This window comes from Nesterenkonia sp. AY15, from assembly GCF_022565855.1.
In the GTDB taxonomy this organism is placed as follows: Bacteria; Actinomycetota; Actinomycetes; order Actinomycetales; family Micrococcaceae; genus Nesterenkonia.
Window position 1 is genome coordinate 31,808 of sequence record NZ_JAJOYV010000006.1, and the last position, 26,811, is coordinate 58,618.

A 26,811-nucleotide genomic window follows, 5' to 3' on the forward strand; every position below is an offset into this window, starting at 1 on the left:
CGGCGATGCCCGTCCCATCCCTGCGGCGGAGACGGGTGGAATGACCCGCGGATTCGACAGCTGTCCGACTGTGGAGCTGCTCAGCCCGCTGGCTCAGCGGGAGGTGACCTCGGCGGCGTCGGCGGCTGGATCTTGTTCAGTGGGCAGCTCCGCGAGACCCGAGCGGTCGGTGGTGAAGACCCAGTACTTGTAGGCGAAGAAGCGGAATACGGTGGCCAGCACTAGGCCGATCACGTTGCCGGCGATGAAGACCTCGCTCACCGAATCCATGCCCAGGGCGTACTTCGCGATGCCCACGCAGCCGGTCTGGATGCCCAGGCCGATCGCGTTCATCAGCAGGAACATCACCAGCTCGCGGGTCTTGCCGGTGGAGCGCTTGTGCCGGAAGGTCCAGTAGCGGTTCGCCATCCAGGAGAAGAGCGTGGCGACGACGCCGGCGACGACCTTGGCCTTGAGCTGCGAGTCATCCATGGGGCCGCTGATCAGCCAGAGGAAGATCGCGGAGTCGATGATGAAGGCGACGCCGCCCACGGCGCCGAACTTCGCGACCTCGCGCCAGAGTCTGAGGACGAGGGTTTCGATGCGCCGGTACAGCTTGGGGATCATGGGAATAGTCCTACAGGTCTTGGCTGGCGAAGGAGGTGCTGGCCAGGAAGGCCTGGGCGTGAGCGGATGCACTCAGCCGGTGGCCGGCGATTGCCGGCAGGAAGGCGGATTCGCCCGGAGTAAGGGTGAGCATACGAGGCGTTCCTGGGGCTGCGGTGAGTTCTTCACCGGCGGCATCCTCGCTCGAGGCCGCGTCGGGAGCGTGCAGCGTGAACGTTCCCGCGGTGCAGAGCACGATACCGGGACCGAGTCGATCCAGCACCGTCTCGCCTGGGAACTCGATCAGCTCCAGCTGGAACTCCTCGAACGGAGCCTGGTACTGGGTCCGGCGCGGAGCGGGCCCAGACTCCTGCACCGGACAGTGTGGGACCGGGAGCACGCCGAAGTCGGTGACGCTGAGCAGTTCATCGACGGCAAGGGGCTTGCTGGTCAGTCCGCCGCGCAGCACGTTGTCAGAGTTGCCCATCAGCTCCACTCCCACCCCGTGCAGATAGGCGTGAAGATTGCCGGCCGGGAGGTAGATCGACTCTCCGGGCTGGAGCCTGACGCGGTTCAGCAGCAACGTGACGAAGACACCGGGATCTGCGGGGAACGCCGCGCTGACGTGCGCAAGCATCTCGCGCGTGCCTGGGTCCAGCGCATCGCGGAGGGCGGCCCTGCCCTGCCCGTCAGGCAGGTCGGCCCGACCCAGGAACCTGTGCAGCTCTTCCGCGGCAGCCTGGGTCGCGTCGCGTCCGCTGCGCAGCAGATGCTCGAGCCCTCCTGCGTAGTCCTGCGCCGCCACGAAGTCGTGGAGCCGGTCCAGAAGCGCGGGCAGCTGCTGGTCGTCTGCCGGGCGTTCGACACCGGCAACGGCCGAGCTGAGCGATGTCAGCGCCGCTTCGGCCTCCGCGTGGGGCCGGAATCCGCACAGCGCGGAGAACTCCGTCAGTGCGACGATCAGCTCAGGTTTGGCGTTGGGGTCCTTATAGCTGCGATGCGGGGCGTCGAGCGCGATTCCCGCCGCCTCCTCCGCTGCGAAGCCACGCCGGGCCCGGTCCGCGGTGGGGTGGGACTGGATCGAGAGCGGCTGCTCGGCGGCGAGGACCTTGAGCAGGAAGGGGAAGCTTCCCGGAGCCTGGTCGGAGCCTCGCAGGTAGTCCGGGAGCGAGGTGACCTCGACCGGCTGCCGCACAGACTCAGGGGCCAGCTGCAGGGAGGAGGGGTCTCCAGGGTGAGCACCCATCCAGATCTCCGCCCGCGGGGTCGCCGAAGCGGCCCAGCCGAAGAGCTCGCTGAACGCGGTGGTGGAACCCCACGCATACTCGCGGACGGGGTTGATCATCATGAACATCGGGAGAACCTTATCAGCCCTATTTCACCGGGTCACAGCGGTAATTCGAGGAGGCGGCCTCCTCCAGCACTGCGGTCTGACCGTTCAGCTGAGCCTCGACCAGGTACTCCCGGGTCAGTTCAGAGCCGTCTGGCTGAGTGGGCGGCGGGGTGGAGTCGATCGGGGGTTCGTCATCTTCCACAGCGTCGGCGGCCTGCTGCGTGGCCTGCGGTGTCGTGAGCGTCACACCCAGCGCACCCGAGTGTGCGGGCAGGAACCCTGCGGATCCGAAGAGGCCTCCGCCGCTCTGGTGCTCCTCATTGGCGATGAGCTCATCCACCCGGCGCTGGATCTGCTCGAAGTCCGGGTAGGTGGAGAACATGTCACCGGAGGCGCCGAAGTCCGGGGCCCCGAGCACCAGTCGCTGCGGAGTCTGGCCCTGCGCGTCGACGGCCAGGTCCAGGAAGGAACCCAGCTGGGACTGCGGCAGGTTGGTCTCCACCACGTTCTCTCCGGCCTGCGTGATCTCGCTGAAGCGCGAGAGCAGCGTCTGCGGGTTGAACTGGGACATCATCGCCTGCTGGATGCACTGTTGACGCTGGATCCGGTTGTAGTCGGAGCTGAAGGTGCGCGATCGCGCGTAGGCCAGTGCCTCCTGGCCAGAGAACTCGTACACCCCGGGGGCCCACCAGTTGTCGCCCCAGCTGCCATCGGGCATCGGGCCGCGGTAGGGCACCCAGCCGCCGGAGTTCACGCTCACCCCGCCCATGGCGTCGATGAGGTCCTCGAAGCCGCCCATGTCCACCATCACGTAGCCGGAGACCTCAAGGTTCAGGCTGCCGGAGACCGCGTCCATCATGGCCTCGGCACCGGGATCCTCGGCCTCGGGATAGAGGTCCTGATGGTTGTCCATCACATCGGTGTAGAGGAAGTTGATGATGCACTCGTCGCCGCAGTCATAGCCTGTCGGGTAGACGGCGTTCAACGGGGAGTCCTCGTTGAACTGGGCGTTCTGGAAGTTGCGCGGAATCGAGAAGATGATGGTCTCCGCGGAGTCCTCGTTGACGCTGACCACGTGGATGGAGTCTGGCCGAAGTCCCTCGCGTCCCTCGCCGGCGTCGGCGCCTATGAGCAGAAAGTTATATCGACCGTCCACGGCGTCGATGCCGGGCCCGGCGGCGAAGATCCCGCCGAGAGCCGCACGGCCCTCGTTGACCAGCTTGGCGCCGTAGCCCAGCGTTCCGGAGGTCACGGTCATCAGCACCACCAGCACGACGACGACGATCGGCTTCAGTCGCGGCGCCAGGGAGGTGAAGTGGAGCAGCCTGAAGGTGTCCAGCCAGAGGATCAGCCAGCCGATCGCCAGCGCGCCCAGCACCACGGCGCTGAGCCAGAGCATGAACGGCTGGGTCAGCAGAGAGAGCACGACCCCTCGCATGGTGAGGAACATCAGTCCCAGCAGCAGTGCGGAGAACCAGCAGGCGACCGTCACCGCCAGGGCGGCGCGGCCGAGCTTCTTGGAGCCTGCGGCGACCTGGGCGGCGCCGGGGATGAAGAGGGTCAGCGCCAGGAGCATGAGGGCGCGACGGGTGCGGTCGGTCGCGGAACCACGCTGCGGGCTGCGGATCACATCCGGTTCGCTGTTGAACCGGTGGTAGCTGATGGCGGAGTCGGTCATCGTGTCCGGTACGTCTCCAGCTCGGCGGCTTCTTCGCGCAGCGCGGCACCCTTCGCGTGGGCCTCAGCCGCCAGCGCCTTCTGGAAGTCGAGCAGCTTCTCGCGCAGCTGTGCGGCCTGGGCCGAGTCCCCGGCAGCCAGAGTGCGCACGGCGAGCAGCCCCGCATTGCGGGCGCCGCCGACGGAGACGGTGGCCACCGGGACCCCGGCGGGCATCTGCACGATGCTCAGGAGTGAATCCATGCCGTCGAGGTGCTTCAGCGGCACCGGAACGCCGATCACCGGCAGCGGGGTGACCGAGGCGAGCATGCCGGGCAGATGGGCGGCTCCCCCAGCACCGGCGATGATGACCCGGATCCCGCGCTCGTGCGCGGTCTTGCCGTAGCTGATCATCTCTTCGGCCATCCGGTGGGCCGAGACGACGTCGGCTTCGAAGGTGATGCCGAACTCGTCCAGCGCCTGCGCGGCGGCCTTCATGACCGGCCAGTCGGAGTTCGACCCCATGACGAGGCTCACCTGGGCGGCGCCGGGGGCGCCGGGCTGGGCCTGGGCTTCCCCTGGCCTCGCATCGGTGGGGTGGTTCTCGGTGGTCTGGCTCATTGGGCGGGTCCTTCCACGATGATCTCGGCCACGTCTGCTGCAGCTCGGCGCACACGCTGAAGCCTTGCTCGACGTGCCTCCCAGGTCTCCTGCGTGGAATGGGTCTGGGTGAGGATGTTCACGTGCCCGATCTTGCGACCCGGGCGGGCCTCTTTGCCGTAGAGGTGAATCTTCGAGCCCTGCGAGCGGCGCATCGCCGCGGCGAAGGAGCCGTGCAGGGATCGCTCGCCGGCGGCGGCGCTGCCGAGCAGGTTCTTCATCACGGTGTAGCCGCCGGCGCCGCCCTTGACCTCGGTGGCGCCGAGCGGAAGGCCCAGCACCGCGCGCAGGTGCTGCTCGAACTGGCTCGTGATGGACCCGTCCATCGTCCAGTGCCCGGAGTTGTGCGGCCGCATGGCCAGTTCGTTGATGTAGATGCCGGGGATGATTCCAGCCTCGGGGTCGGCGTCATCCTCACTGATCTCGAAGAGCTCTACTGCGAGCATGCCGGTGACCTGGAGCTTCTCCGCGATCGTGCGGGCGATGCGCTCGCACAGGTCCAGATGGTCCTGGCTGGTGTGCGGCGCGGGGGCGATCACCTCGTCGCAGACTCCGTGGGTCTGGGTGGATTCCACCACCGGGTAGGTCACGGTCTCCCCGGTGGCCGAGCGCGCGACCTGGGCGGAGAGCTCGCGGGTGTAGGGCACCTTCTGCTCGGCGAGCAGGCCCGCGCCGGATTCGGCGGCGCGGGCGAACCAGTCCTGGGCGTCAGCGGCCTGCTCGGACGAGTCGATCATCCGCACACCCTTGCCGTCGTAGCCGCCGCGCGGAGTCTTCAGCACCACCGGCCAGCCGGCGTCGGCGCCGAAGCTCAGCAGCTCGTCGACGCTGCGGACCTCGGCCCAGCGCGGGTTCGGCAGGCCCAGCTGCTCCACGGCGCGGCGCATCGCGAGCTTGTCCTGGGCGTAGATCAGCGCCTCGGGACCGGGATGCATCTCGGCGCCGTTCGCGGTGAGAGCGTCAAGCACCTCGGCAGGCACGTGCTCATGATCGAAGGTGATCACGTCTAGGCCGGCCGCGAACGCCGTCACGTCTGCGGGGGCGGTGTAGTCCCCCAACGTGGTGTGCGGGATGACCTGCGCGGCCGAGGAGTCGGCCGAGCCGGCGAGCAGATGCAGCTCGATGCCCAGCTCGACGGCGGCGGGGGCCATCATGCGGGCCAGCTGGCCGTCGCCGATGACCCCGATCCTCGGGGTGCCGGCGGGGCCGCTGGGCGGGGCTGGGTTGCTGTCCTGTCGCGTCACAGTCCCCAATTATGCGCCATGACCTCTGCTCGCCCGCACAGGGAAACACCCCCGGGTGGAGCAGACCGCGCCGGACAGCTGGCCGCAGGGACGATCTCCAGGTCACTCGGCGAATATGCAGGTTGCAACCCTAGCCTGGTGCCCACGTGTCGGCGCGGCGGAGGGGCGGGACAACAATGGGACGCTTTGTAGTGACCTTTGACACCTCAGATTCAGAAGTGCTGGAACGGGACGCTCCCGGGCTGCTCAGCGCCCAGGGCTTCTCCACCGACATCTATTTCCCTCGACTCGGCGTCGGCGTGGTCGACGGCGAGTCCAGTGACCTCGAGGCGTTCAGCGGTCGATGTCGTGAACGTCGAGCGCCGATGAGCTACAGCCGGGAGCTGACCTACTACGCGATCGGGGCGACCCCCGCCGAGCGCACGACGACAGCCGCAGTCGTCGACACCGCTGCACTGACCTGGGGGTTGCAGGCCATTGAGATCGGCCGCGCCCAAGCGGCGGGGCTCACCGGCGCCGGGGTGCGCATCGCGGTGCTGGACACCGGTTTCGACGTCGACCATCCGGACTTCGCCGGCCGCGTGGTGACGGCAGAGTCCTTCATCGCCGGGGAGGGTCCGGAGGACGTCCACGGTCATGGCACGCATTGCGTGGGCACCGCCTGCGGACCCTGGGCTCCCCCGTCCGGTCGAGGCTTCGGCGTGGCCCCCGGGGTCGAGATCTTCTCGGCGAAGGTGCTCGGTGCGGACGGATCCGGCTCAGACGCCTCGATCCTCGCTGGGATCGATTGGGCGCTGGCGAACAACTGCCAGATCATCTCGATGTCACTGGGCGCCGATGTGCGCGAGGTCCATCCTCCGTATGTGACCGCTGGTCGGCGGGCGCTGGAGCGGGGTTCGGTGCTGGTAGCCGCGGCGGGCAACAACGCCGGACGAAGCGCAGGAAACCCCGGCTTCGTGGGGGCGCCGGCGAACAGCCCCTACGTCATGGCGGTGGCCGCGCTGGACACCGGGCTGCACGTGGCGGACTTCTCAGCCCGCTCCCTGCCGCACGATGGTGGGCAGGTCGACATCGCCGCCCCCGGGGTGGACGTCTACTCGTCCTGGCCGCGTCCCGAGCACCACCGCAGCATCAGCGGCACCTCCATGGCAGCCCCACACGTCTCCGGCATCGCCGCCCTGCTCTCGGCCTCCACCGGGCTGCGCGGCCAGGCGCTGTGGGATGAGCTGATCCGCACCGCGCGTCCCCTGGCAGGCGCTGAGCGTGAGGATGTCGGGGCGGGATTGGCTGCGATCCCAGCGGCCGAAAGGACAGTGACCATGCCGGAGCAGCAGTGGATCATCACCGTGGACGAGGAGCATCTGGACGCGATCGACGAGGTCGTCGCTGACTTGGAATCGGCTGGGCTCGTGGTGGACCGGGTGCTGCGCAGCCTGGGGCAGATCACCGGACGCACGGAGGCGACCCCGGGGATGCAGGCGCAGGCCGCGGGTGAGGAGCCGAAGGGCTTCTCCGCGGTGGCCGGGGTGGCCTCGGCCGACGGCGGTCAGCGGCACCATATCGCCCCGCCCGACGCCGAGATCCAGTAGCGCCGGATGCGTGGGACGGAGGTCCCTGATACATGGAAGCGGCTACGGCAGCGGGGATCCGACCACGTCGAACTGGTATCCGTCCATGGCACCCGAGAGCAGGGGCATGGCCTCGGCGATGAGTGCACGGACGCTCGGCAGCTGGAGCGAGTCCTGGTGGGCCTCCGCGGAGGTCCAGAGTTCGCTGACGAAGACCGTCTCGGGGTGCTCGTCGCTGATGCCGACCTCGTAGAGAAGACATCCGGCCTGTTCCAGGTCTGGATTATGGCGGGTCAATATGGAGACGACTCGGTCCCGGGCGCCTGGCACAACTCCCAGCGTTCCCACATTCGCGAAAGCCATGACACCACAATAAGATAGGCCGCGTGGCCCTGTCAGCCCCTCGTGAGGAGTCACCCAGAAGCTGCGAAGCGGTCGGCGAGCTGCGCGCCGATGGAGTCGACGTCGATCCTCGCCCCAGTCCCGGCCCTCGCCACCTGCTTGACGCGTCTGGGCCAGAGCACATGAACTCCCCGGGTGCGTGGATGCCCACCCAGGGGCCATTCGGCGCGGTAGAAGCACAGCATTCCCGAGACTGGGACGTTCGGCGCACAACCACGCACCAGGTCCACCTGCTTGAGCACCTGATCCACCAGGGATGTGCAGTCCCGCCCGCGCACGGTGAGCTTCTCCACCCTCGAGGTCAGCAGTCCTCCGCTCCGCCGGAGTTCCACCCTGCCCGTGTACTTCTTGGTGTCGATCACCCAGACTCCGCTGGGCACAATCAGGATGTGGTCGATATTGGCGCGGGACCCTGGGATCTTCCGATCATGCAGCACCAGGCCGCCCAGCTCGAGAGCCACCCTGTCCAGGCGGGACCCGACCCGACGCTCTCCCTCCGCGCCGATCGCCCAGGCGGTGGTGCTCTGCTTCTCCTGGCTCAGCGCGATGGCGACGCCGCCGAAGCGTCCCCACTTCTGCCGGATCCGCACATCATCCTTGGCCCTTCGGCGGTCATACTCCCGCTGCGCACCCGCCCCGGCGCGCCCTCGGCCCCCAACCGGAGGGACCTCAGATTCAGCCAGAGGTGGTGACATGTCTGTGTGCGTTGCGGGGGAACAGCGCATGCAGAGCACCTTCCTGCGGCGGTCGGAGTAGAGAGCCTCGGTCCCTTGCTGGAGCGGTACTGCGCAGACGCAGCAAACTCCTGCATAGCGAAGCCGCAGTCGCCTGAGGTCCTCGGCATTCTCCGCTGTCATCCATCCCCCGATGTCGTCTGTCACCGCTGAAATCCATCACTCACGGGCATCACGTTTAAATCGCCGTCGCCCGCGGACAGCTCAGACCACAGAGACGACGAACGCATCAGCTGTCCCGCGCGATCTCCTGATAGCTCCGCGCGTGCCGGTGCATCACTGCCTGGTGTAGGACTCCCATTTGCGAGCCTGGTGCTCAGCGTCGATGACCCGGACCGTGCCGGACTTCGAACGCATCACGATGGACTGAGTGGTGACCTTGTCTCCCTGGTACCGGACGCCGCGCAGCAGATCGCCGTCGGTGATGCCGGTGGCGGCGAAGTAGCAGTTGTCGCCGGTGACCAGTTCGTTGGTGGTGAGCACCCTGCTGACGTCGTGGCCGGCGTCGAGCGCCTTCTGCGCCTCCTCGTCGTCGATCGGAGCCAGGCGACCCTGGATCACACCGCCGACGGCCTTGATGGCGCAGGCGGTGATGATGCCCTCAGGTGTGCCGCCCACTCCCATGAGCACGTCTATGCCGGAGCCTTCGCGGGCCGCGGCGATGCCTCCGGCCACGTCACCGTCCATGATGAAACGGGTGCGAGCTCCGGCTTCGCGGATCTCCTCGACCAGCTTGGAGTGGCGCGGGCGGTCGAGCACGCAGACGTTGAGCTGACTGATCCGCTTGTTCTTGGCCTTGGCGATCAGGTGCAGGTTCTGCTTCACGGGCAGGCGCAGGTCCACCATGTCGGCGGCCTCGGGTCCGGTGATCAGCTTGTCCATGTAGAACACCGCCGATGGATCGAACATCGTGCCGCGCTCGGCCACGGCCAGCACTGCCAGCGCGTTGTTGTAGCCCAGCGCGGTGAGCCGGGTGCCGTCGATCGGGTCCACGGCCACGTCGGCCTCCGGTCCGCTGCCGTTGCCGACCCGCTCCCCGTTGAAGAGCATCGGGGCTTCATCCTTCTCCCCCTCGCCGATGACCACGATCCCGTTGAGGTTCACGGTGTCCAGCAGGGAGCGCATGGCATCCACTGCGGCACCATCGGCGGTGAGCTTGTCACCCATGCCCACCCAGGCGCCGCCGGCGATGGCCGCGGCCTCGGTGACCCGGACCAGCTCCATTGCGAGGTGGCGGTCAGGCTCGGAGTCTCCGACGGCCAGGCGCGCTGAAAGGTGGGAGAAGTCCTGGGTGGAGCCGTCGTCGGAGCGTTTGCCGCCGGGCTGCGAAGAATCGTTCATGGGCTTGGGCCACCTTGTCGTCTCGGCTTCTGACCGGCCTCGTCGCCGGCCCTGCCGCCATCATAGCCGTGAGCGCCGACACGGCACCGAGTCACGGGCCCGGGCATGTCTGCCGGCGGTGACACAATGGAGGAGTGACCGAGCCAGAAGAGACCCCCACCCCGCAGCTGACGCAGTCCCAGGCGAAGCGTCTGCGCCAGCCCCTCATCGGCGTCGTGATCACGGTGGCGATCACCATGCTGGCACTGTTCGCCGTGATGGGGCTGAGACCAGAACGCGATGTCGCCTTCACCCCTGACGTCGACGTGGAAGAGGCTGCCGGCTGGACCAGCGACGTGGCCGGCTACACCGCCATCGTCCCGGATGTGCCCGAGGGGTGGACGGCGAACTATGCCCGGTGGGAGAACCGCGCAGAGCTCGGGGTCACTGCCTGGGAGGTCGGGTACTCCGTCGACGAGCAGAGCTTCCTGAGCTTCGCGCAGACCGACGAGCCCAACCCCGCATGGGTCAACGATGCGACGCGGCAGATCGGGGCCACCGGGGAGGAGACCGTCGATGGGCTGACCCTCGAGGTCCGCGAGAACGACGAGTGGAAGTACTACGTCCTGGAGGCCGAGGCGAACACGGTCGACGGCACGGCGATCGTGTTCGGCGGGGAGGCCACGGCAGAGCAGTTCGACATCTTCCGCAGAGCGGTCACCGAATCGATCGATGTTGAGGTAGAACATGTTGAGGTAGAAACAGGGGAAGACAACGGAGGTTCCACAGGATGACCGCATCGACCACGCCCGCGCAGCCGCTTCCCGCGGAGGTCTGGGAACTGCTCAAAGCCGGCAACGAACGCTTCGTCTCGGGTGAATCGAAGCACCCCAACCAGAATGCCGCCCGCCGATCCTCGCTGACCGAGTCCCAGCATCCGATGGCGACGATCTTCGGCTGCTCGGACTCCCGCCTGGCCGCGGAGATCATCTTCGACGTCGGCCTCGGTGACGTCTTCGTGGTCCGCACCGCCGGGCAGGTCACCGACGACGCGGTGCTCGGCTCTCTGGAGTTCAGCGTCGCCGAGCTGAAGGTCCCGCTGATCGTGGTCCTCGGCCACGACTCCTGCGGCGCCGTCTCGGCTGCGCTGCAGGCCACCGAGTCCGGAGTCACCCCCACCGGCTTCGTGCGCAGCCTCGTCGAGCGCATCACCCCCTCGGTGCTGGCCGCGCAGCGCGCCGGAATCACCAGCGTCAACGAGACGGTGGAAGAACACGTGAAGCAGACCGCCCACCGGATCGTCGATCATTCCCGCGTGCTCCACAACGCCGTCGCGGAGGGCCGCACCGCGGTCATGGGTGTGACCTACCGGCTCTCGGAGGGACGCGCCGACGTGGTCACCAGCATCGGCGAAGTCTGACCCTCAGCTCAGCGGCATTCAGGGGCATCTTCCCCAGATAGTCATGCCCATTCCCTCCTGAGCCCCTGACGCCTAGGGTGGGACCGTGATCGCGTTCATCACCGAGCTGCTGAGTTCCGGGGCGCCGGGCCGGGCCATGGCGGGTGTGCTGCTGCTGATCGCCGGGGTCGTGTTCGCGGTCTGTGCCATCGCGCTGAGCTTCAGCGATCTGCGCGAGCACCGGCTTCCAAACCGCATCATCTATCCCTGGGCCGGGCTCGTGATGGGGCTGCTGCTGCCGACTGCACTGCTGCTGGGCGATCCGCTTGCGGCGCTGCGCGCCCTGGCTGCCGCCCTGACCTGGGGCGGGCTCTTCCTGCTCGTGCGGCTGATCGCTCCCCCGGCGCTGGGCATGGGGGATGTGAAGCTGGCCGTGGTGCTGGGCCTCTACACCGGGTTCCTCGGCTGGGACACGGTGCTGACCGCCGTCGTCGTGTCCTTCCTGCTCGGCGGACTGGTCTCAGCAGCGCTGTTGCTCTCCGGGCGCGGCACGGCCAAGACCGCGGTGCCCTTCGGACCCTTCCTGCTGCTGGGCACCACCATCGCCCTGATGCTCAGCGGCGGCCACTCGCTAGGCTGAGGACATGCCCACCCCAGACTTCATCAAGGAACTGCGTCAAGACATCGGCACGAAGGAGCTCTGGATCCCTGCGGCCCGCGGCGTGGTGCTCCGCCGGGGAGCGGTGGGTGGCGAGGCCGCCGCACCCTCCCCTGCCGCACCCTCCACCGCCGAGACCGAGGTGCTGCTCGTGCGCCGCGCCGACAACGGTGCGTGGACCGTGACCTCGGGGATCCTCGATCCCGGTGAGGATCCTGCCGTCGGAGCGGTCCGCGAGGTAGAAGAGGAGACCGGCGTCGTCGCCCGTCCGGTGCGGGTGGCCGGAGTCTTCGCCACCGGGCTGGTGCGCTACCCGAACGGGGACGCCTGCCGGTACCTGGACACGGTGCTGGAGATGGAGCCCATCTCGGGGCAGGCGCGGGTCAATGATGATGAGTCAGTCGAGGTCGGCTGGTTCCCCGTCTCCGCGCTGCCAGAGCCGATCAGCGAGGACCAGCGGATGGTCATCGACTGGGCGCTGGACACCGAGGCCCCCGCACGATTCCGCAGCTGAGACCAAACTCCCCGCTGGTTGAGTTCTCCGGTGGATACGTATGTACCGGAAAACTCAACCAGCGGGGAGGAGTGGCGTTGCGCGCGCAGAGCTCAGATCAGCCGGGGCGGGTCATGCTCATCAGGTCCAAGGAATCATCGAGCTGCGCCTCGGTGAGGTCGCCGCGCTCGATGTAGCCCAGCTCGATCACGGCGTCGCGCACGGTGAGCTTGTTCTTCACCGCGTGCTTGGCGATCTCGGCGGCCGCCTCGTAGCCGATGTGCTTGTTCAGCGGGGTCACCACCGACGGCGACGCGGCGGCGAGGAACGCGGCGCGCTCCTCATTGGCGGTCAGGCCCTTGATCATCTTGTCGGCCATCACGTAGCTGGTGTTCTTCAGCAGCCTGATCGACTCCAGCAGGTTCGCGGCCATCACCGGGATGCCGACGTTGAGCTCGAAGGCGCCGTTGGTGGAGGACAGCGCGACGGTGGTGTCGTTGCCGATCACCTGGGCGCAGACCTGGATGGCGGACTCGCAGATCACCGGGTTGACCTTGCCGGGCATGATCGAGGAGCCGGGCTGCAGGTCAGGGATCGCGATCTCGCCGAGGCCGGTGTTCGGGCCCGACCCCATCCAGCGCAGGTCGTTGTTGATCTTCATCAGGGAATAGGCGATGTTGCGCAGCTGCCCGGAGGCCTCCACCAGCCCGTCCCGGTTGGCCTGGGCCTCGAAGTGGTCCCGGGCCTCGGTCAGCGGCAGGCCGGTGTCCTTCGCGAGGCTGGCGATGGCCTTCTCGGCGAAGCCCAGCGGGGTGTTGATCCCGGTGCCCACGGCGGTCCCGCCCAGGGGCACCTCGGCCACGCGCGGCAGGGCCGAGTCGATGCGCTCGACGCCGTAGCGCACCTGTGCGGCGTAGCCGCCGAACTCCTGGCCCAGGGTCACCGGGGTGGCGTCCATCAGGTGGGTGCGGCCGGACTTCACCACGGAGGCGAACTCTTCTGACTTGGCCTCCAGCGCCTCGGCGAGGTACGCCAGCGCCGGCTGCAGGTCGTTGACCAGCGCGGAGGTGGCTGCCACATGCACGGAGGTGGGGAAGACGTCGTTGGAGGACTGGGAGGCGTTGACGTGGTCGTTGGGGTGGACTTCCTTGTCCGAGCCCTTCTCTGCCAGGTAGCGGTTGGCCAAGGTGGCCAGCACCTCGTTGGTGTTCATGTTCGAGGAGGTCCCGGAGCCGGTCTGGAACACGTCGATCGGGAAGTGCTCGTCGAGGTCTCCGGCCTCGACCAGCTCGGCGGCGTGGACGATCGCCTCGGCGAGCTCGGGGTCGAGCACCCCGAGCTCCTGGTTCGCCCGAGCGGCGGCCTTCTTCACGCGGGCCAGCGCTTCGATGTGGGCGCGCTCCAAGGTGCGTCCCGAGATCGGGAAGTTCTCCACGGCGCGTTGGGTCTGCGCGCGATACAGGGCCTGGGCGGGCACCTTCACCTCACCCATGGTGTCGCGCTCGATACGGTATTCGGTCTCAGCAGTGTTCTCGGTCATAGGTTCAGTCTAGTAACCGATCTCCGGGGACTGAGACTGTGACGCGCAGCCAGCGGGCTCAAGATGAGCCGGCGGAGATCAGTCGACGCTGGCGATCAGTCCGAGGAGAAACTTCGTCACCGCCGCGCGTTCAGCTTCGGTGAGCGTCTCCACAGTCTCGATCATCCGGCGGTGCATCTCGCTCAGCGTCTCGCGGACCTCCTGGTCCCCGGCGATCGTCGGTTCGATCGCGACCGAACGACGGTCACTGGGGAAGGGCACGCGGCGGACATAGCCGTAGCGGATCAGCCGATCCACCAGCACGCTGACCGAGGCGGCGCTGATGTCCAGCTCCTGGGCGAGATCGCGCTGGCGCAGCAGCTCCCCGGCGGACTGGGCGCGCAGCACGAAGCGCAGCGCAAGGAGATCGGTCTCACCCATGCTCATCGACTCCCGGGTGCGCGAGCGCATCTTCCGCTCCGACTCGCGGTATCGACGCAGCAGGTTCAGCACATCCACGGAGCTCGGCGCGTGGCCGGAGTCCTGATACCAGTAGCCGCCTGGCCGGGGCGTCGGGGAATCGTGGGTCGCGTCAGCTGGGAATGCCTCATGGTGGGCTTCCGGACCTGGAATCACAGGTTCGGGTGCCGCAGCCGTGACCTCGGGGGTCTGGTGTGCGCGTTCGTCCTTCAACATCCCCGCCTAGGAGTGGCCGTCACGCCACCACATATTGATAGTTGCTCGGACTAAGTGTTGGCCCCTCTGGCCAATGGTATGGCACCAGCAGTTTCGGGGCCACCGTCCGCGCACGCCGACACCCGAGCTCTGCGTAGCATGGAGTGATGAGCAGAGCATTCCAGCGATCCGGAGCAGGCGATCCGATCGGCAGCGCACCCGGTGATTCCTGGGGATCCTTGAGCACCGACCTGAAGTCCACCTTCGGCCGGACCTTCCTGCCCGTCGTCGTGCCGCTGGTGGGGATGTGGGCGGTCTATCTGGTGATGGTCTTCACCGGGAACTGGATCAATCGGGCGTTCGGACTGCAGGCCCGGGACGCCGATGGACTGCTCGGGATCCTGTTCATGCCGCTGCTGCACGGCAGCTTCGGACACATCCTGAGCAACTCGATGTCCTGGCTGGTCCTCGGCGGCATGGTCTCGCTGCTGACCCGCCGGTTCGTGAGGATCACGGCCGTGATCTGGCTGCTCTCCGGGGTGCTGCTCTGGCTCGGCGGCACACCCTGGATCTGCCACGATCCGCTGGGCGTGGGCTGCGGCCGACTGCACATCGGTGCCTCCGCAGTCGTCTACGGCTTCGCGACCTTCCTGGTCGCCTTCGGGTTCATCACACGTCGGATCCTCGCGGTGGTGTTCTCCCTGGCGGTGCTCTTCCTCTACGGGTTGAGCATGCTCATCGGGATGACACCGATCAGCCCCGGCGGGGTGTCCTGGTCCGGGCACCTGGCAGGGGCGGTGGCCGGCGTCGCCGTCGCCTTCATCTTCACCCGGTCCGCACGCAGCGAGAGGGCCGCCAAGTCGCCCGCCCGGCGCTGAACGGAGCCCCCCGGGCCAGAAGACCGGCTCCCGCCCACCGGCCGCGGGCGGGAGCCGGTGAGCCGGTGAGCCGGTGAGCCGCACGGACCCTAGGCGTCTTCGAGCAGCTCGGTGACCAGCGCGGCGATCCGCGAGCGCTCCGAGCGGGTCAGGGTCACGTGGCCGAAGAGCGGGTTGCCCTTGAGGATCTCCACCACCGCGGCGATCCCGTCGTGGCGGCCCACCCGGAGGTTGTCGCGCTGGGCGACGTCGTGGGTGAGCACGATCTTGGAGTTCTGCCCCATCCGAGACATCACCGTGAGCAGCACGTTCTTCTCCAGCGACTGCGCCTCATCGACGATCACCCAGGCGTCATGCAGCGAGCGCCCGCGGATATGGGTCAGCGGCAGCACCTCGAGCAGCCCGCGGTGCATCACCTCGTCCAGCGCGTTCTCCGAGACCAGCGCGCCGAGCGTGTCGAAGACCGCCTGGCCCCAGGGGTTCATCTTCTCCGCCTCGGAGCCGGGCAGGTAGCCCAGCTCCTGGCCGCCCACGGCGTAGAGCGGACGGAAGACGATGATCTTCTTGTGCTCGCCGCGCTCCAGCACGGCTTCTAGCCCGGCGCAGAGGGCCAGCGCGGACTTCCCCGTTCCGGCTCGACCTCCCATCGAGACGATGCCCAGCTCAGGATCCATCAACATGTCGATGGCCAGCCGCTGTTCGGCGGAGCGTCCATGCAGCCCGAAGACCTCACGGTCTCCGCGGACCACCTGGACGTATTTCTGCGAGGCGGCGTTCTGCTTGACCCTTCCCAGCGCGGAGCCACGGTCGGAGGAGATCACCAGTCCGGTGTTCACCGGCAGATCTTCGGCATTCTCGAGGTCGATCTTCTCGCCGTCGTAGAGCTGGGATATCTGTTCGGAGCTGGCGCTGACCTCGGCCAGACCGGTCCAGCCCGAATCGGTGACCCATTCGTTGCGGTACTCATCGGCCGCGAGCCCCATGGCGGAGGCCTTCACCCGCATCGGCAGGTCCTTGGAGACCACGGTGACCTCACGGCCCTCATCGGCGAAGTTCTTCGCCACTGCGAGGATCCGCGCGTCATTGTCCGAGCCGCGGAAACCATGTGGGAGAACCTCCAGCGAGATGTGATTGAGCTCGATCAACAGCTGCCCGCCCTGGTCGTTGAGCGGGATCGGTCGGTTCAGCGCCCCATGTTTGACGCGAAGCTCATCGAGCAGCCGCAGCGCCGATCGGGCGAAGTAGCCCAGCTCGGCGTCGTGGCGCTTCTTCTCCAGCTCGGAGATGACGACGACGGGGAGGATCACCTCATGCTCGGCGAACCTGAGGAATGCCTTGGGGTCTGAGAGCAGCACCGAGGTGTCGAGCACGAAGGACTGCTGGGCGAGCGCCCCGGCGATTGCTGAGTCCAGCTCGTCACTGCTGACGGCGTCGGGGGTTGCAGGGGTCACATGTGAGGAGGCCATGGTTTCTCCATATCCGGAGACACAGAAGGTTCCGCCCGCGAGTCCTGGTGGGAGGCGCCTGGTGGCGCATCCGGCTCGTGGCGGAACCTTGAACTGTCCCCGTTGTGATTCGCAAGGGTGGTCGGTTCGGCCCTGCGGGGCCGGTCCGACCCCTTCTGCGCGATGCCTGCGGCATACGTGATCGGGCCTCTCCGGTCAGTGTTCTGACACTTCAGAGCGTACTCCGGCATCGAACTACATGGCAGTAGTTCTGGTGAGTTCCGGGTGACGAACGGGTAAACAGCTCAAGCCGGGACGGAAGTGGCGGTCAGTTTCCGAAGCGTCGTTGCCGCTGTGCGTAGTCGCGCAGCGCGCGGACGAAGTCCACGCGGCGGAAGTCGGGCCACAGCGCCTCGCAGAAGTAGAACTCCGAGTACGCCGACTGCCACATCAGGAATCCGGAGAGCCGCTGCTCACCCGAGGTGCGGATGATCAGATCAGGGTCGGGCTGACCGCGGGTGTAGAGCCGGTCGGCGATCGAGCCCGGGGTGAGCTGCTCGGCGACCTCACTGATGCTGCGGCCCTTGGACTCGGCGTCGCGGAGCAGCTCCTTGACGGCATCCACGATCTCCTGGCGCCCGCCGTAGCCCACCGCCACGTTCACGTGCACGGCCGGCTCCTCCTCGGCGCGGGCAAGCTCGGCGTCCACGCAGCGCAGCCGCTCGGCCAGCGGCGCGGGCAGCAGCTCGGGCTGCCCGACCGGGTGGACCCGCACGGGGCGTCCGCCGGGGCGGGATTCACACAGCCGCTCGAGGGTGTCGCCGATGATCTCCATGAGCTGGTCCAGCTCTTCGGCGGACCGGCTCATGTTGTCCGTGGAGAGCATGTAGAGGGTCACCGTGGGCACGCCCAGCTCGGCGCACCAGTCGATGAACTCCACGATCTTGTTCGCGCCCGCCAGGTGCCCGTCGGCGGCGGGGGTGCCGGCGAGCTTGGCCCAGCGCCGGTTGCCGTCCACGACCACGCCGATATGCTGCGGGATCCGATCCTGCGGCAGTGCGCGGCTGATCTGCCGTTCATAGACGGCGTAGGCGAGGGAACGCAGCCCCATTGGACCTCCTGCTGGGTGGATGCATTCCCACCCTAAGGGACGGCCCTGGGATCTGGGCCCGAGCGTGGTGCGCGTCCGAGTGCGGCGTGCGCCACAATATATTACTGAGCGGTCACATGTGGCTCTACACTGGTGCCGTGGCCCCGAACAAGCATGAGACCGAGCTTCCTGATCGCAGCACCGCCCCTGCGGAGCGGCTCTTCGATTCCGAGATGCCGCTGAAGCCGCGGATGCGCGGCTGGCTGCACGCCGGCATGGTGCCGCTGGCCCTGATCGCCGGCATCGTGCTCATCGCTCTGGCCCCCTCAGGCACGCTGCGCGCCGCCTCGGTGGTCTATGTCATCACCGGGCTGCTGCTGTTCGCAGTCTCGGCCACCTATCACCTGGGCACCTGGTCTCCGCGCACCGCACGGGTGCTCAAGCGCCTGGACCATACCAACATCATGCTGATCATCGCCGGCACCTACACCCCGCTGACCCTCGCGCTGCTTCCGGAGCCCCGCGACCTGATCCTGCTCGTGGCGGTCTGGATCGGAGCTCTGGGCGGGGTGGCCTTCCGGGTGTTCTGGACCGACGCTCCGCGCTGGCTCTACACCCCGGTCTACATCATCCTGGGCCTGGCGGCGCTGGTGTTCCTCGGGGACTTCTTCGCCGCCGACGTCGCCGCGGCCACGCTGATCTGCGTCGGCGGGGTGTTCTACATCGTGGGCGCGGTCTTCTACGCGCTCAAGCGGCCGAACATCTCGCTGCACTGGTTCGGGTTCCACGAGCTCTTCCACGCCTGCACGCTGATCGGGTTCATCTGCCACTACATCGCGATCATGCTGGCGCTGCTGGACTGAGCGGTCACCCGTCAAGCGCGGCCAGGGCCTGATCCACCGAGCCCACCGGGGGCAGGCAGATCATGGTGCCTACGGAGTTCAGGCACACGCTCAGGCGCAGCGGGGTCTCCGTGCCCACCGCCTCGACAGCCACCGGTTCCACCGGCACCCCGTGCAGCGCGCCCGCCCGACGCACCTGGGCCAGGTCTTCGGCGGTGCCGGCGAGGAACCGGAGGGCCGGTGACCGCCGTCCGGCGCGCCGAGCGACCAGCAAGGATGCTCCGATCACCGTGGGCGCCTTGGACGCGGCGAGCTTCACATGCTGCAGGATCAGGCCAGGCCTGAGATCCTCGGCCCCGAGCAGCTCCAGCGCCTCCGCCATCTGCAGCGCCTGGGCCAGTGCGGCGACGCTGCTGGGCTCAGGCCCATCCAGCGGGGTGGCGAACAGCGGCCCCTGCTGAGCGGCGGCGAGCAGACCCGTGGTGTCCGGGCTCTCCAGCAGCTGGATCTCGCCGTCCGTCCGGCGCACGAAGTTCTGCAGAATCTGGCGCAGCACGGCGGCTCCGCGGCGGACCCATGCGGCGTCCGCGCCGGCGGAGCCGAGCTGGAAGCAGGCCACGGCGAGATGCGCGTGATCGGCGAGTCCGCCCAGCTCGGCGGCGGGGACTCCGGCATAGGAGATCCGCCGGACGCGCGCCCGGCCGGCGTCGTCGCTGGTGTCGCTGGCGGGTTCGAGCGTCACATGGGTGCGCCAGAGCTGTTCGGCAAGGGCCTCGGCCCGCCCCAACAGTGCGGAATCATCCCAGAGTGCGGCTGCCGTGGCCATCGAGGAGATCGCCTGCGCATTCCAGGCCGCGACGACCTTCTCATCCCGCGCCGGCTGATCCCGCAGCGCACGACGACGGCGCAGCTCCGGTGCGACCTGTTCCCACAGCTGCGTCTGGGCCCGGGTCAGCGGCTCATCGAAGTGCAGGGTGCGCGGAGTCTGCGCGGTGATGTCCAGCGGGGCGCCCTGCGTGATCGCCTGCTCATCGGCGGGCACGCCGCGGTTCAGCGCCACCAGCTGCTGCCCCTGCTCCTCCCCCAGGCCGGCAGCCCCGGCGGCGTCGAGCAGCTCGGCGTCGGAGAACAGGTAGGCGGCGCCCTCGGCGTGCCGACCATGGGCATCCACGGTGTCGGCGTCGAGGGAGGAGGCGAGCAGCCCTGAGTCCGGAAGCAGCATCCGTTCGGTGAGCCAGTCCAGGCTGAGCCGGGCCTGGCGCTCGGCACGTGCACGCTGTGTGGCATCGGCCGCGGGGTGCACGCTGAGCCGGGCATAGTGCCCGATGAGCTGGGCGTTGTCGCAGAGCATCTTCTCGAAATGCGGCAGCGCCCAGGCGAGATCGGTGGCGTAGCGCGCGAAGCCGCCTTCGACCTGGTCGAACAGCGCCGAGCGGCCGAGGGTCTCCAGCGTGCGAAGCGCCATTCCTGCGGCGACGGAGCCGGGGTCCCATGCGGACTCCTCGAGCAGGAAGCCCAGCAGCGGGGAGGGTGGGAACTTCGGCGCGGACCCGAACCCGCCGTGGACCAGGTCCTCCTGCTCGCTGAGCACCGTCAGGGCGGCTGCGACCAGTCCGTCGAGCTCTGCAGGCTCCATGGTCGCGTGCGCACCGGGCACGCCGTCGTCGTCCTGGGTGTGGACCATGGTGGCCAGTCCTGCCTGCTGTCGACGCTGAATGCCGAGGGACTCGGCGATCTTGCCCGCCGAGGTCTCGACCTCCGCGCGGCGTTCGGTCCAGGCCGCATGGACGGCGTCGAGGACTTCGGCGAAGGACGGGACCTGTCCGACCCGTCGGGGTGGGAAATAGGTGCCGGCGTGGAAGACCCGCGCATCGGGGAGGGTGAAGACGCTCATCGGCCAGCCGCCCTGCCCGGTCATCGCCTGGGTGGCGGCCATATAGGTGTCATCGACATCCGGGTGCTCCTCGCGGTCCACCTTGATCGCGACGAAGCGCTCATTCAGCGTCTCGGCGAGCGCAGGGTCCGCGAAGGACTCGCGCGCCATCACGTGGCACCAGTGACAGGCCGCATAGCCGATGGAGACGAAGACCGGGACGTCCCGGCGACGCGCCTCGGCGAAGGCTTCGGCTCCCCACGGGTACCAGTCCACGGGATTCTCCGCGTGGGATCGGAGGTACAGCGAGGAGCTTTCGGCGAGGCGGTGTCCCATCCGTCCAGTCTTGCGCACCCGCGACCCGGCGTCGAGCGCCTGCTCCCGCGTTGAGGGGCGGAAATTCCGGGCATCTGATGCCTCGAACCCGCTCAACCGCTCGGAGAATCCGCCCCTCAACGCGGCAGGGACACGTCAGCGGCTCAGCTCAAGGTGCGGGATCCCCTCCGGCTCGAAGCTGAAGATCTGTCCGTAGAAGCTCAGCGAGGCCTCGAAGCTGGTGATGATGTTCTCCGCCTTGCGGAAGCCGTGCTGTTCTCCGGCGAAGAGCAGATAGGCGTGCGGAATGGACTTCGCGGCGAGGGCGTCGCGGAACATCTCGGCCTGGTTCGGCGGAACGATCGGGTCCTCGTCGCCCTGGAGCAGCAGCACCGGGCAGCTCAGCGAGTCCACGTGGTTCAGCGGTGCCCGCTCGCGGTAGATCTCTGCGGCCTCCGGGTAGGGGCCCACGAGCCCGTCCAGATAGCGGGACTCAAAGTCATGGGTGTCCTCGGCCAGCGCCACCAGGTCGGCGACGCCGAAGCTCGAGACCCCCGCGGCGAAGGTCTCGGTGCGGGTCAGACACGCCAGGGTGGTCCATCCGCCGGCGCTGCCGCCCTCGATCCCCAGCCGTCGGGGGTCGGCGATGCCCTCGGCGACCAGGTGCTCCATCACCGCGACGGTGTCCGCCACATCCACCACGCCCCATCGGCCCTTGAGCCGGTCGCGGTAGGCCCGACCGAACCCGGTGGAACCGCCATAGTTGATGTCGACCACCCCGATCCCGCGCGAGGTGTAGTAGGCGATCGCGAGCGAGAGTCCGACGGCGGCCTGGCCGGTGGGTCCGCCGTGCACCTGTGCGATGAACGGGGGCAGCTCCCCCGCCGGAGCGGCGAAGCCATCCTGGCGCGGCCGGTAGAGCACCGCGTGGATCTCCTGCCCGGAGTCGTCCTGCACCGTGATCGGCTCCGGGGCCGGCAGCAGCGCCGGGTCCGGGGCGTCATCACGGGAGGACCGGACGACGCCGGGACGGTCGACCCGCCATCGTCCGTCGCTGACGACGAGCGGGCCGACGCTGATCGCGGAGAACTCGGTGGTCGACGCACCGTGGATCGCGAGCGCACCGTCCTGGCGCAGGCTCACCCCGGCGATGCTGGTGTGCGGCAGCTCCAGGGGCACCACTGTGCCGGCACGCAGGTCGAGCACGCCCAGCGAGTCCGTGGCGGTCCCGTGGATGCACAATGCGTGGTCAGCGTCGATCAGGGTGACCCAGCGCTGGCCCAGCTGCCACAGCGGCCCGGCATACTCCTGCTCATCGACCAGCAGCTGGCGCGGCGTCTCGATCGCTGCGGGCCCACCCTGGGTACGAGTCTGGGCGTCGGTCTGGGGCCCGGTCTGCCCGGTCTGGGTCCCGGTCTCCACGGTCTGCACGGTCCAGGGGTTCCACCATCCGGAGCGGTCGCTGAGGTAGATGAGTTCGCCGTCACGGCGCCACTGCGGCTGCAGCACCGAGACCTCGGGGCCGCCGTCGAGGACGTGATCGTCGACCACGATCCCGCCGGCGACGCGGCCGACGTGCAGCGCGGTGCCGTCCCACGGCATCTGCGGGTGCTCCCAGGAGATCCAGGCGAGCTGAGTCCCGTCAGGTGAGAGCTGCGGGTGAGCGACGAAGCGCGAGGCAGGCGTGACTCGTCGCAGCGCGCGCTGGTCCTCGGCGGCTGAGCCGTCCAGCGGGAGGGCAGCGATCGAGCGCTCCACGAGCGGGGCGCCCGTGGCGTCGTCGCCGTCGAGGTGTTCCTCACAGACCCACCACATCTCCACGGTGCCGTCGGCGAGGGAGACCGCCGTGGGCTGGGCCCAGCGCAGCGAGGGCCCGCCTGCGGAGGTGACCTCGGGGCCCACCGGGCTGATCGGCTGCGGAGTCCCACCCTCGACGAAGGCGTAGACCCGCTGGTCGGTGAAGTTCACGAACAGCACCAGCGGCGCCCCGGAGGCCCCCTGATCCTGCCGGGCGCCCTCTGGCGGTGCGGTCGCGGCGGGGGTCCCAGCGGGCAGCGCGATCCAGGAGGAGCCGCCGTATTCGTGGACCCGTGACCGCGCATTGAACGGCGCCGGAAGCACCGTCACGGTGTGGGGGTGCGTCTGCTGGGTCGGGCGGGCCGCGTCGTCGTCGGTCCGAGCGGCGCTGAGTGGATCTGCGTCGGTCCGGACGATGGTCTGCCGGCCACCCTCGGCGGCGAGCGCCTCGGTCCACCAGAGCTGCTCCCCCACCCACTGCGGGGAGCCCAGGCGGTTGCCGCCTACGGCGAGCTGTTCCGCGGAGATGCTCGATGGCCAGGATCCGTAAGGGAGAGTTGTCACCATGGCGCCAGTGTAGGACACCCCACCCAGGCGTTGAGGGGCGAATTCTGCGAGGAGTTCAGTGGGTTCCCGGTCTCAGATCCACGTAGAATCCGCCGCTCGACGCAGGAGGGGACCCGGCTCAGCGGGAGGGTGGGTGGGGTTCGTTCTCGGCGGGCGGGGCCGGAGTCGTGGGGCTTGGGCCGAAGCGGGCTTCGGCGGCGGCGTCGCGGGAGCGCTGCTGGGCCGCTGAGATCTCGGCTTCGGTGATCTCTCCGGGGAACTCGGCCTCGTCCTCGCCGTACTCGGCCTCCACCTGCGCCCGGTACTTCATCCGGCGCATGCGCTTGACCAGGTCCCGGACCACCACGATGAGCAGCACCACGACCAGCGCGGTGAAGAGGAAGCCTTCGATCCCCGGGGTGATGTCGGCCTCTTCCAGCCCAGGGCGAAGCTCGGGAGCGTCACCGCCGCCCCCACCTGGCCACGGGTTGTTGACCGAGGGAATTAGAACCACAGGTGTCTCTGCCTTTGAACGTCGTCAGTCCTGACGGACCGGGCTTTTTCGGCAGCCGCCGACGGCGGCCATCGACTCAAGTCTACGCGTTGTAGAAATCCGGCACCGCACCAAGTCTTCAGCGCAGGCCGCTGAAGAGATCGTATTCCGGCAGCTCGGTCTTCACCCGGGAGTCGACCAGCACGTAGTCGTCATAGGGCCAGACCTCGCGCAGGAAGTCGTTGGGGGTCGCGAAGAAGAACCCGTCGGGCTCCACCTGGGTGCGGTGGGCGCGCAGGGCGCGGTCGCGGTGCTCCAGGAAGGTGCCCACCGGGATCTGGGTGGTCACCTCGTGCTCGGTCATCCATGGGATCGACCCGTCACGGAAGCGCAGCAGTCGATCCTCATAGGGGGACTTGTGCCCGGCCTCCAGCAGGGCCTTGTGGATCGCCTCGAACCGGCCGGGGTTGAAGGCCCGGTCGTAATAGAGCTTCTGCGGCTCCCAGGCCTCACCGAGGCCCTGGTACCTGGTGGGATCGCCGGCATCCCGGTAGGCCTCCACCGTGATCTTGTGACTCATGATGTGGTCCGGGTGCGGGTAGCCGCCGACCTCGTCATAGGAAAGGATCACGTGGGGCTTGAATCGGCGGACCAGGCGCACCAGCGGGGCCGTGGCCTGCTCCAGCGGCAGCGTCGCGAAGCTCCCGAAGGGAAGCGGCGGCGTGGGGTCACCTTCGGGCAGCCCGGAGTCGGCGAAGCCCAGCCAGACATGGGAGATGTTCAGCGCCGCGGCAGCCTCGGCCATCTCCATCCGGCGCACCCCGGGGAGGTCGCGGTGGGTCTGCAGGATCTCCCCCGCGGCCGGGTTCAGCAGATCGCCCTGCTCACCCCCGGTCGCCGTGGCCACCATGACTTGAGCACCGGCAGCCGCGTAGGCCGCCATCATGGCGGCACCCTTGGAGGACTCGTCATCGGGGTGGGCGTGCACGGCCAGCATGCGCAGGCCTGAGGATCTCGGAAGGCTCTGCGCCTTGGCGCCGGCGAGCGCCGCCGCAACCTCGGTGCCGACACCGCCCCCGACGTCGGTGCTGGCACCGGCGCCATGGTGTGCGCCGCCCGCGCGGCCGGCCCGGGAATTCGGCTGAACCGATGCGGCGGTGGAGGCGGCCGGTGGGGACTTCTTCGAGAGGGTGCGGTGTGAGCTCTGCATAAGCACCTAGAATAGTCCTGATGACTGAGTCCAGCACCACCGACGCCGCTGCCTCCACTGAGCTTCAGTCCAGGTACGGCACCCCGAGGCGCAGCGCGTCCGCGAGATCCCAGCGCTGGATGATCATCGGCGCCCTGGTGCTGGCCTTCGGAGCCATCGTCTACTTCACGGTGGGCAATGCGGTCGGTCAGCTCACCCATAACGACGTCGGGTACAGGATCATCTCGGACACCGAAGCCTCGGTGGACTTCGAAGTGTCAAAAGACCAGGATGCTACTGTTCAGTGCATGATCCATGTGCTGGACAACAGCTATGCAGTTGTCGGCGCCCGGGTCATCACCATCGGTCCGCACGAGGGATCGAGCCCAGGGGATCGCAGCGAGTATTACCGCACTGAGGTGCGGACGGAGTCCCGCGGAGTCACCGGAGTGGTGGACTCCTGCTGGGACGTCGACTGACCGCCGCAGCACCCGCATCACACACAGAGCTCTAGCAGACGGGCTCCACACCCTTTTCTCAGGGGAGCCTGTCCATGAAACCCGATTCTCTCTTCTTCCGACTCCGCGGCGTGATCGCGCTCGTGCTCCTGCTCTGCTTCGTCGCGGCATTCGTACTCAGCGCCTGCGGCCCTGCCACCGGAGTCTCCGCAGGTGAAAATCGCAGCGTGACCGTGCTGGCGGCACCCTCCACGGCCCCCGCACTCGACGCGCTGCGCTCTGATCTCCATGACCGGCAGAGCGGAGTCTCCGCCCAGGTCGAGTACCTCGGCAGCGACGCGCTCGAGCGCACGATCGAGTCTGGCCACGACGCCGACCTGGTCCTGACCGCCTCGCGGGACCAGATGCTGGCACTCACCCAGGACGGGAGCATCGAGGGTGATCCGATTCCACTGGCGAGCAACCGACTGGTGCTGGTCGCCACGGCGGAGAATCCCTTCGAGATCCTGGACTTCGACGACTTCGCCGCCCGCGCCGCTGACCTGAGGGTGAGCACCTGCGCCGGAGATGCTCCCTGCACCGAACAGATCACCGACCTCTCCGGCGCCTTCGACCTGGATCTGACCGACGAGGAGTTCCACATGACCCGCGCAGGCTTCTCCGCAGAGCCGGACAGCGCGCTGCAGAACCTCACCGAGGGCAGCAGCGACGCCGCCCTGGCGTATGTCACCGACGTTCTGGCCCAGGACGTCCCGCTGCAGACCTTCGAGATCCCGCAGTTCCAGCAGAGCACCACCCAGGTCTGGGCCGGGGTGCTCACAGACCCGGAGAACTCCGGCGCGGCGAATGAGTTCTTCGGCATCCTTGCCGGTGAACGCGCCCGTTCAGCCTTCAGCGAAGCGGGCTTCCTTCCCGCCCCTGTCGCGGAAGCTGAGGCCAGTTCCGATCAATAGCCACGGTCCTGATTGAGAATCCGGAGCACCCCCACTAGCATGTGTGGAACGCATCAACACCCCGCCGAGGCGTGTCCCGGGCTCAAGGGCCAGAACGCATGCCGTCCAACGGCGGGGTCTTTGCATGAATAAGGAGAGCTGAACCGTGTCAACGAACACCCCCGAGATCGACGAGAACGCTCAGTGGCTGACCCAGGAGGCCTACGATCGGCTGAAGGGCGAGCTCAAGCACCTCAGCGGACCCGGTCGCCAGGAGATCGTTGACCGCATAGAGTCTGCTCGCGAAGAGGGCGACCTCAAGGAGAACGGCGGCTACCACGCCGCGAAGGAGGAGCAGGGCAAGGCCGAGGCGCGCATCCGCTACCTCAAGGACCTGCTGGAGAACGCCTATGTCGGCGATGCTCCCACCGGCGACACCGTGGTGCCCGGGATGCTCGTGGAGGCCAAGATCGCCGGCAACACGATGAAGTTCCTCTTCGGCAACCGCGAGATCGCCGGAGACACCGACCTGGAGGTCTACTCCGAGCGCTCCCCCATCGGCGAGGCGATCAACGGCGCCAAGCCGGGAGACAAGCTCAGCTACGCCGCACCCAACGGCAAGGACATCCCGGTGGAGATCCTCTCCGCCGAGCCCTTCGGCGGCTGAGAGCCACACCCCGCAGCACGACGACGACGGCCCCCTCCAC

Annotated in this window: 26 protein-coding genes; 10 read left to right on the forward strand and 16 right to left on the reverse strand. The window is 68.1% G+C overall.

Annotated features, from left to right (window positions below; genetic code table 11):
* Nucleotides 1-93 precede the first annotated feature (93 nt).
* The 5 genes from LSI54_RS09865 to LSI54_RS09885 are packed head-to-tail and all read right to left on the reverse strand — an operon-like array spanning nucleotide 94 to nucleotide 5,478.
* Nucleotides 94-606, reverse strand: coding sequence for a GtrA family protein (locus LSI54_RS09865; RefSeq protein WP_241470389.1), 513 nt, complete (start codon nucleotides 604-606; stop codon nucleotides 94-96).
* A gap of 10 nt (nucleotides 607-616) precedes the next feature.
* Nucleotides 617-1,933: a mannose-6-phosphate isomerase, class I gene (gene manA, locus LSI54_RS09870; RefSeq protein WP_241478271.1), complete on the reverse strand. Its 1,317-nt coding sequence runs from the start codon at nucleotides 1,931-1,933 to the stop codon at nucleotides 617-619.
* Nucleotides 1,934-1,958: 25 nt separating this feature from the next.
* On the reverse strand, nucleotides 1,959-3,596 hold the full coding sequence (locus LSI54_RS09875) for an LCP family protein (protein ID WP_241478272.1): 1,638 nt from the start codon (nucleotides 3,594-3,596) through the stop codon (nucleotides 1,959-1,961).
* Nucleotides 3,593-4,195: a 5-(carboxyamino)imidazole ribonucleotide mutase gene (gene purE / locus LSI54_RS09880; RefSeq protein WP_370642697.1), complete on the reverse strand. Its 603-nt coding sequence runs from the start codon at nucleotides 4,193-4,195 to the stop codon at nucleotides 3,593-3,595. Before purE ends, LSI54_RS09875 begins: the two co-directional genes overlap by 4 nt.
* The gene (locus LSI54_RS09885) at nucleotides 4,192-5,478 is read right to left on the reverse strand and encodes a 5-(carboxyamino)imidazole ribonucleotide synthase (RefSeq protein ID WP_342357813.1); all 1,287 of its coding nucleotides are present in this window, start codon (nucleotides 5,476-5,478) and stop codon (nucleotides 4,192-4,194) included. Before LSI54_RS09885 ends, purE begins: the two co-directional genes overlap by 4 nt.
* Before the next feature lie 191 nt (nucleotides 5,479-5,669).
* On the opposite strand from LSI54_RS09885, the gene LSI54_RS09890 reads away from it, so the two are divergent.
* Nucleotides 5,670-7,067 carry a S8 family serine peptidase gene (locus LSI54_RS09890; RefSeq protein WP_342357814.1) on the forward strand — a complete coding sequence of 466 codons (1,398 nt, stop codon included), beginning with the start codon at nucleotides 5,670-5,672 and terminating at the stop codon, nucleotides 7,065-7,067.
* Between the two features lie 42 nt (nucleotides 7,068-7,109).
* On the opposite strand, the gene LSI54_RS09895 is transcribed toward LSI54_RS09890, so the two are convergent.
* The 3 genes from LSI54_RS09895 to glpX form a co-directional block, all read right to left on the reverse strand.
* On the reverse strand, nucleotides 7,110-7,409 hold the full coding sequence (locus LSI54_RS09895) for a putative quinol monooxygenase (RefSeq protein WP_241465142.1): 300 nt from the start codon (nucleotides 7,407-7,409) through the stop codon (nucleotides 7,110-7,112).
* 50 nt (nucleotides 7,410-7,459) lie between these two features.
* Nucleotides 7,460-8,038, reverse strand: coding sequence for a nuclease-related domain-containing protein (locus tag LSI54_RS09900; protein ID WP_241465143.1), 579 nt, complete (start codon nucleotides 8,036-8,038; stop codon nucleotides 7,460-7,462).
* A 420-nt stretch (nucleotides 8,039-8,458) separates the two neighbouring features.
* Nucleotides 8,459-9,523 (reverse strand): class II fructose-bisphosphatase, encoded by a 1,065-nt coding sequence (glpX, locus tag LSI54_RS09905; RefSeq protein ID WP_241465144.1) that lies wholly within the window; start codon nucleotides 9,521-9,523, stop codon nucleotides 8,459-8,461.
* Nucleotides 9,524-9,657: 134 nt separating this feature from the next.
* Here glpX and LSI54_RS09910 point away from each other — a divergent pair, with 134 nt between their 5' ends.
* From LSI54_RS09910 to LSI54_RS09925, 4 genes are all read left to right on the forward strand, one after another.
* Nucleotides 9,658-10,296: a DUF4245 domain-containing protein gene (locus LSI54_RS09910; RefSeq protein WP_241465145.1), complete on the forward strand. Its 639-nt coding sequence runs from the start codon at nucleotides 9,658-9,660 to the stop codon at nucleotides 10,294-10,296.
* Entirely contained in the window at nucleotides 10,293-10,922 is a 630-nt protein-coding gene (locus LSI54_RS09915; protein WP_241465146.1) for a carbonic anhydrase, read from the forward strand. Before LSI54_RS09910 ends, LSI54_RS09915 begins: the two co-directional genes overlap by 4 nt.
* Nucleotides 10,923-11,007: 85 nt before the next feature.
* A complete protein-coding gene (locus tag LSI54_RS09920; RefSeq protein WP_241478273.1) occupies nucleotides 11,008-11,541 on the forward strand; it encodes a prepilin peptidase in 534 nt (177 codons plus the stop codon).
* A gap of 4 nt (nucleotides 11,542-11,545) precedes the next feature.
* Complete coding sequence (locus LSI54_RS09925; RefSeq protein ID WP_241465148.1) at nucleotides 11,546-12,073, forward strand: NUDIX hydrolase; 528 nt, start codon at nucleotides 11,546-11,548, stop codon at nucleotides 12,071-12,073.
* 97 nt (nucleotides 12,074-12,170) lie between these two features.
* Here the strand turns inward: LSI54_RS09925 and LSI54_RS09930 are convergent, their stop codons facing one another.
* Nucleotides 12,171-13,592, reverse strand: coding sequence for a class II fumarate hydratase (locus LSI54_RS09930; RefSeq protein ID WP_241478274.1), 1,422 nt, complete (start codon nucleotides 13,590-13,592; stop codon nucleotides 12,171-12,173).
* 78 nt (nucleotides 13,593-13,670) lie between these two features.
* Nucleotides 13,671-14,267: a MarR family winged helix-turn-helix transcriptional regulator gene (locus tag LSI54_RS09935; RefSeq protein ID WP_241478275.1), complete on the reverse strand. Its 597-nt coding sequence runs from the start codon at nucleotides 14,265-14,267 to the stop codon at nucleotides 13,671-13,673.
* 146 nt (nucleotides 14,268-14,413) lie between these two features.
* Between LSI54_RS09935 and LSI54_RS09940 the strand changes: the two genes are divergently transcribed.
* Entirely contained in the window at nucleotides 14,414-15,124 is a 711-nt protein-coding gene (locus LSI54_RS09940) for a rhomboid family intramembrane serine protease (protein ID WP_241465151.1), read from the forward strand.
* A gap of 89 nt (nucleotides 15,125-15,213) precedes the next feature.
* On the opposite strand, the gene LSI54_RS09945 is transcribed toward LSI54_RS09940, so the two are convergent.
* Both LSI54_RS09945 and uppS read right to left on the reverse strand, forming a co-directional pair.
* On the reverse strand, nucleotides 15,214-16,590 hold the full coding sequence (locus LSI54_RS09945) for a PhoH family protein (RefSeq protein ID WP_241478276.1): 1,377 nt from the start codon (nucleotides 16,588-16,590) through the stop codon (nucleotides 15,214-15,216).
* Nucleotides 16,591-16,897: 307 nt separating this feature from the next.
* Nucleotides 16,898-17,680 carry a polyprenyl diphosphate synthase gene (gene uppS, locus LSI54_RS09950; RefSeq protein WP_241465152.1) on the reverse strand — a complete coding sequence of 261 codons (783 nt, stop codon included), beginning with the start codon at nucleotides 17,678-17,680 and terminating at the stop codon, nucleotides 16,898-16,900.
* Nucleotides 17,681-17,892: 212 nt separating this feature from the next.
* Here uppS and trhA point away from each other — a divergent pair, with 212 nt between their 5' ends.
* On the forward strand, nucleotides 17,893-18,522 hold the full coding sequence (gene trhA / locus LSI54_RS09955) for a PAQR family membrane homeostasis protein TrhA (protein ID WP_241470661.1): 630 nt from the start codon (nucleotides 17,893-17,895) through the stop codon (nucleotides 18,520-18,522).
* A gap of 4 nt (nucleotides 18,523-18,526) precedes the next feature.
* Here trhA and LSI54_RS09960 read toward each other — a convergent pair whose 3' ends face one another.
* The 4 genes from LSI54_RS09960 to mca all read right to left on the reverse strand — a co-directional run bounded on the left by LSI54_RS09960 (nucleotide 18,527) and on the right by mca (nucleotide 24,522).
* A complete protein-coding gene (locus tag LSI54_RS09960; protein WP_241478277.1) occupies nucleotides 18,527-20,710 on the reverse strand; it encodes a thioredoxin domain-containing protein in 2,184 nt (727 codons plus the stop codon).
* Nucleotides 20,711-20,845: 135 nt separating this feature from the next.
* Nucleotides 20,846-23,053, reverse strand: coding sequence for a prolyl oligopeptidase family serine peptidase (locus LSI54_RS09965; RefSeq protein WP_241478278.1), 2,208 nt, complete (start codon nucleotides 23,051-23,053; stop codon nucleotides 20,846-20,848).
* Between the two features lie 118 nt (nucleotides 23,054-23,171).
* Nucleotides 23,172-23,546, reverse strand: a complete 375-nt coding sequence (locus LSI54_RS09970; RefSeq protein ID WP_241465155.1) for a hypothetical protein — start codon at nucleotides 23,544-23,546, stop codon at nucleotides 23,172-23,174.
* Between the two features lie 118 nt (nucleotides 23,547-23,664).
* Nucleotides 23,665-24,522 carry a mycothiol conjugate amidase Mca gene (mca, locus tag LSI54_RS09975; RefSeq protein ID WP_241465557.1) on the reverse strand — a complete coding sequence of 286 codons (858 nt, stop codon included), beginning with the start codon at nucleotides 24,520-24,522 and terminating at the stop codon, nucleotides 23,665-23,667.
* Nucleotides 24,523-24,755: 233 nt separating this feature from the next.
* Between mca and LSI54_RS09980 the strand changes: the two genes are divergently transcribed.
* The 3 genes from LSI54_RS09980 (at nucleotide 24,756) to greA (ending at nucleotide 26,771) form a co-directional block, all read left to right on the forward strand.
* On the forward strand, nucleotides 24,756-25,193 hold the full coding sequence (locus tag LSI54_RS09980) for a DUF4307 domain-containing protein (protein WP_241478279.1): 438 nt from the start codon (nucleotides 24,756-24,758) through the stop codon (nucleotides 25,191-25,193).
* Between the two features lie 74 nt (nucleotides 25,194-25,267).
* A complete protein-coding gene (locus LSI54_RS09985) occupies nucleotides 25,268-26,125 on the forward strand; it encodes a molybdate ABC transporter substrate-binding protein (RefSeq protein WP_241478280.1) in 858 nt (285 codons plus the stop codon).
* Nucleotides 26,126-26,270: 145 nt separating this feature from the next.
* Nucleotides 26,271-26,771, forward strand: coding sequence for a transcription elongation factor GreA (greA, locus tag LSI54_RS09990; protein WP_241465158.1), 501 nt, complete (start codon nucleotides 26,271-26,273; stop codon nucleotides 26,769-26,771).
* Nucleotides 26,772-26,811 lie beyond the last annotated feature (40 nt).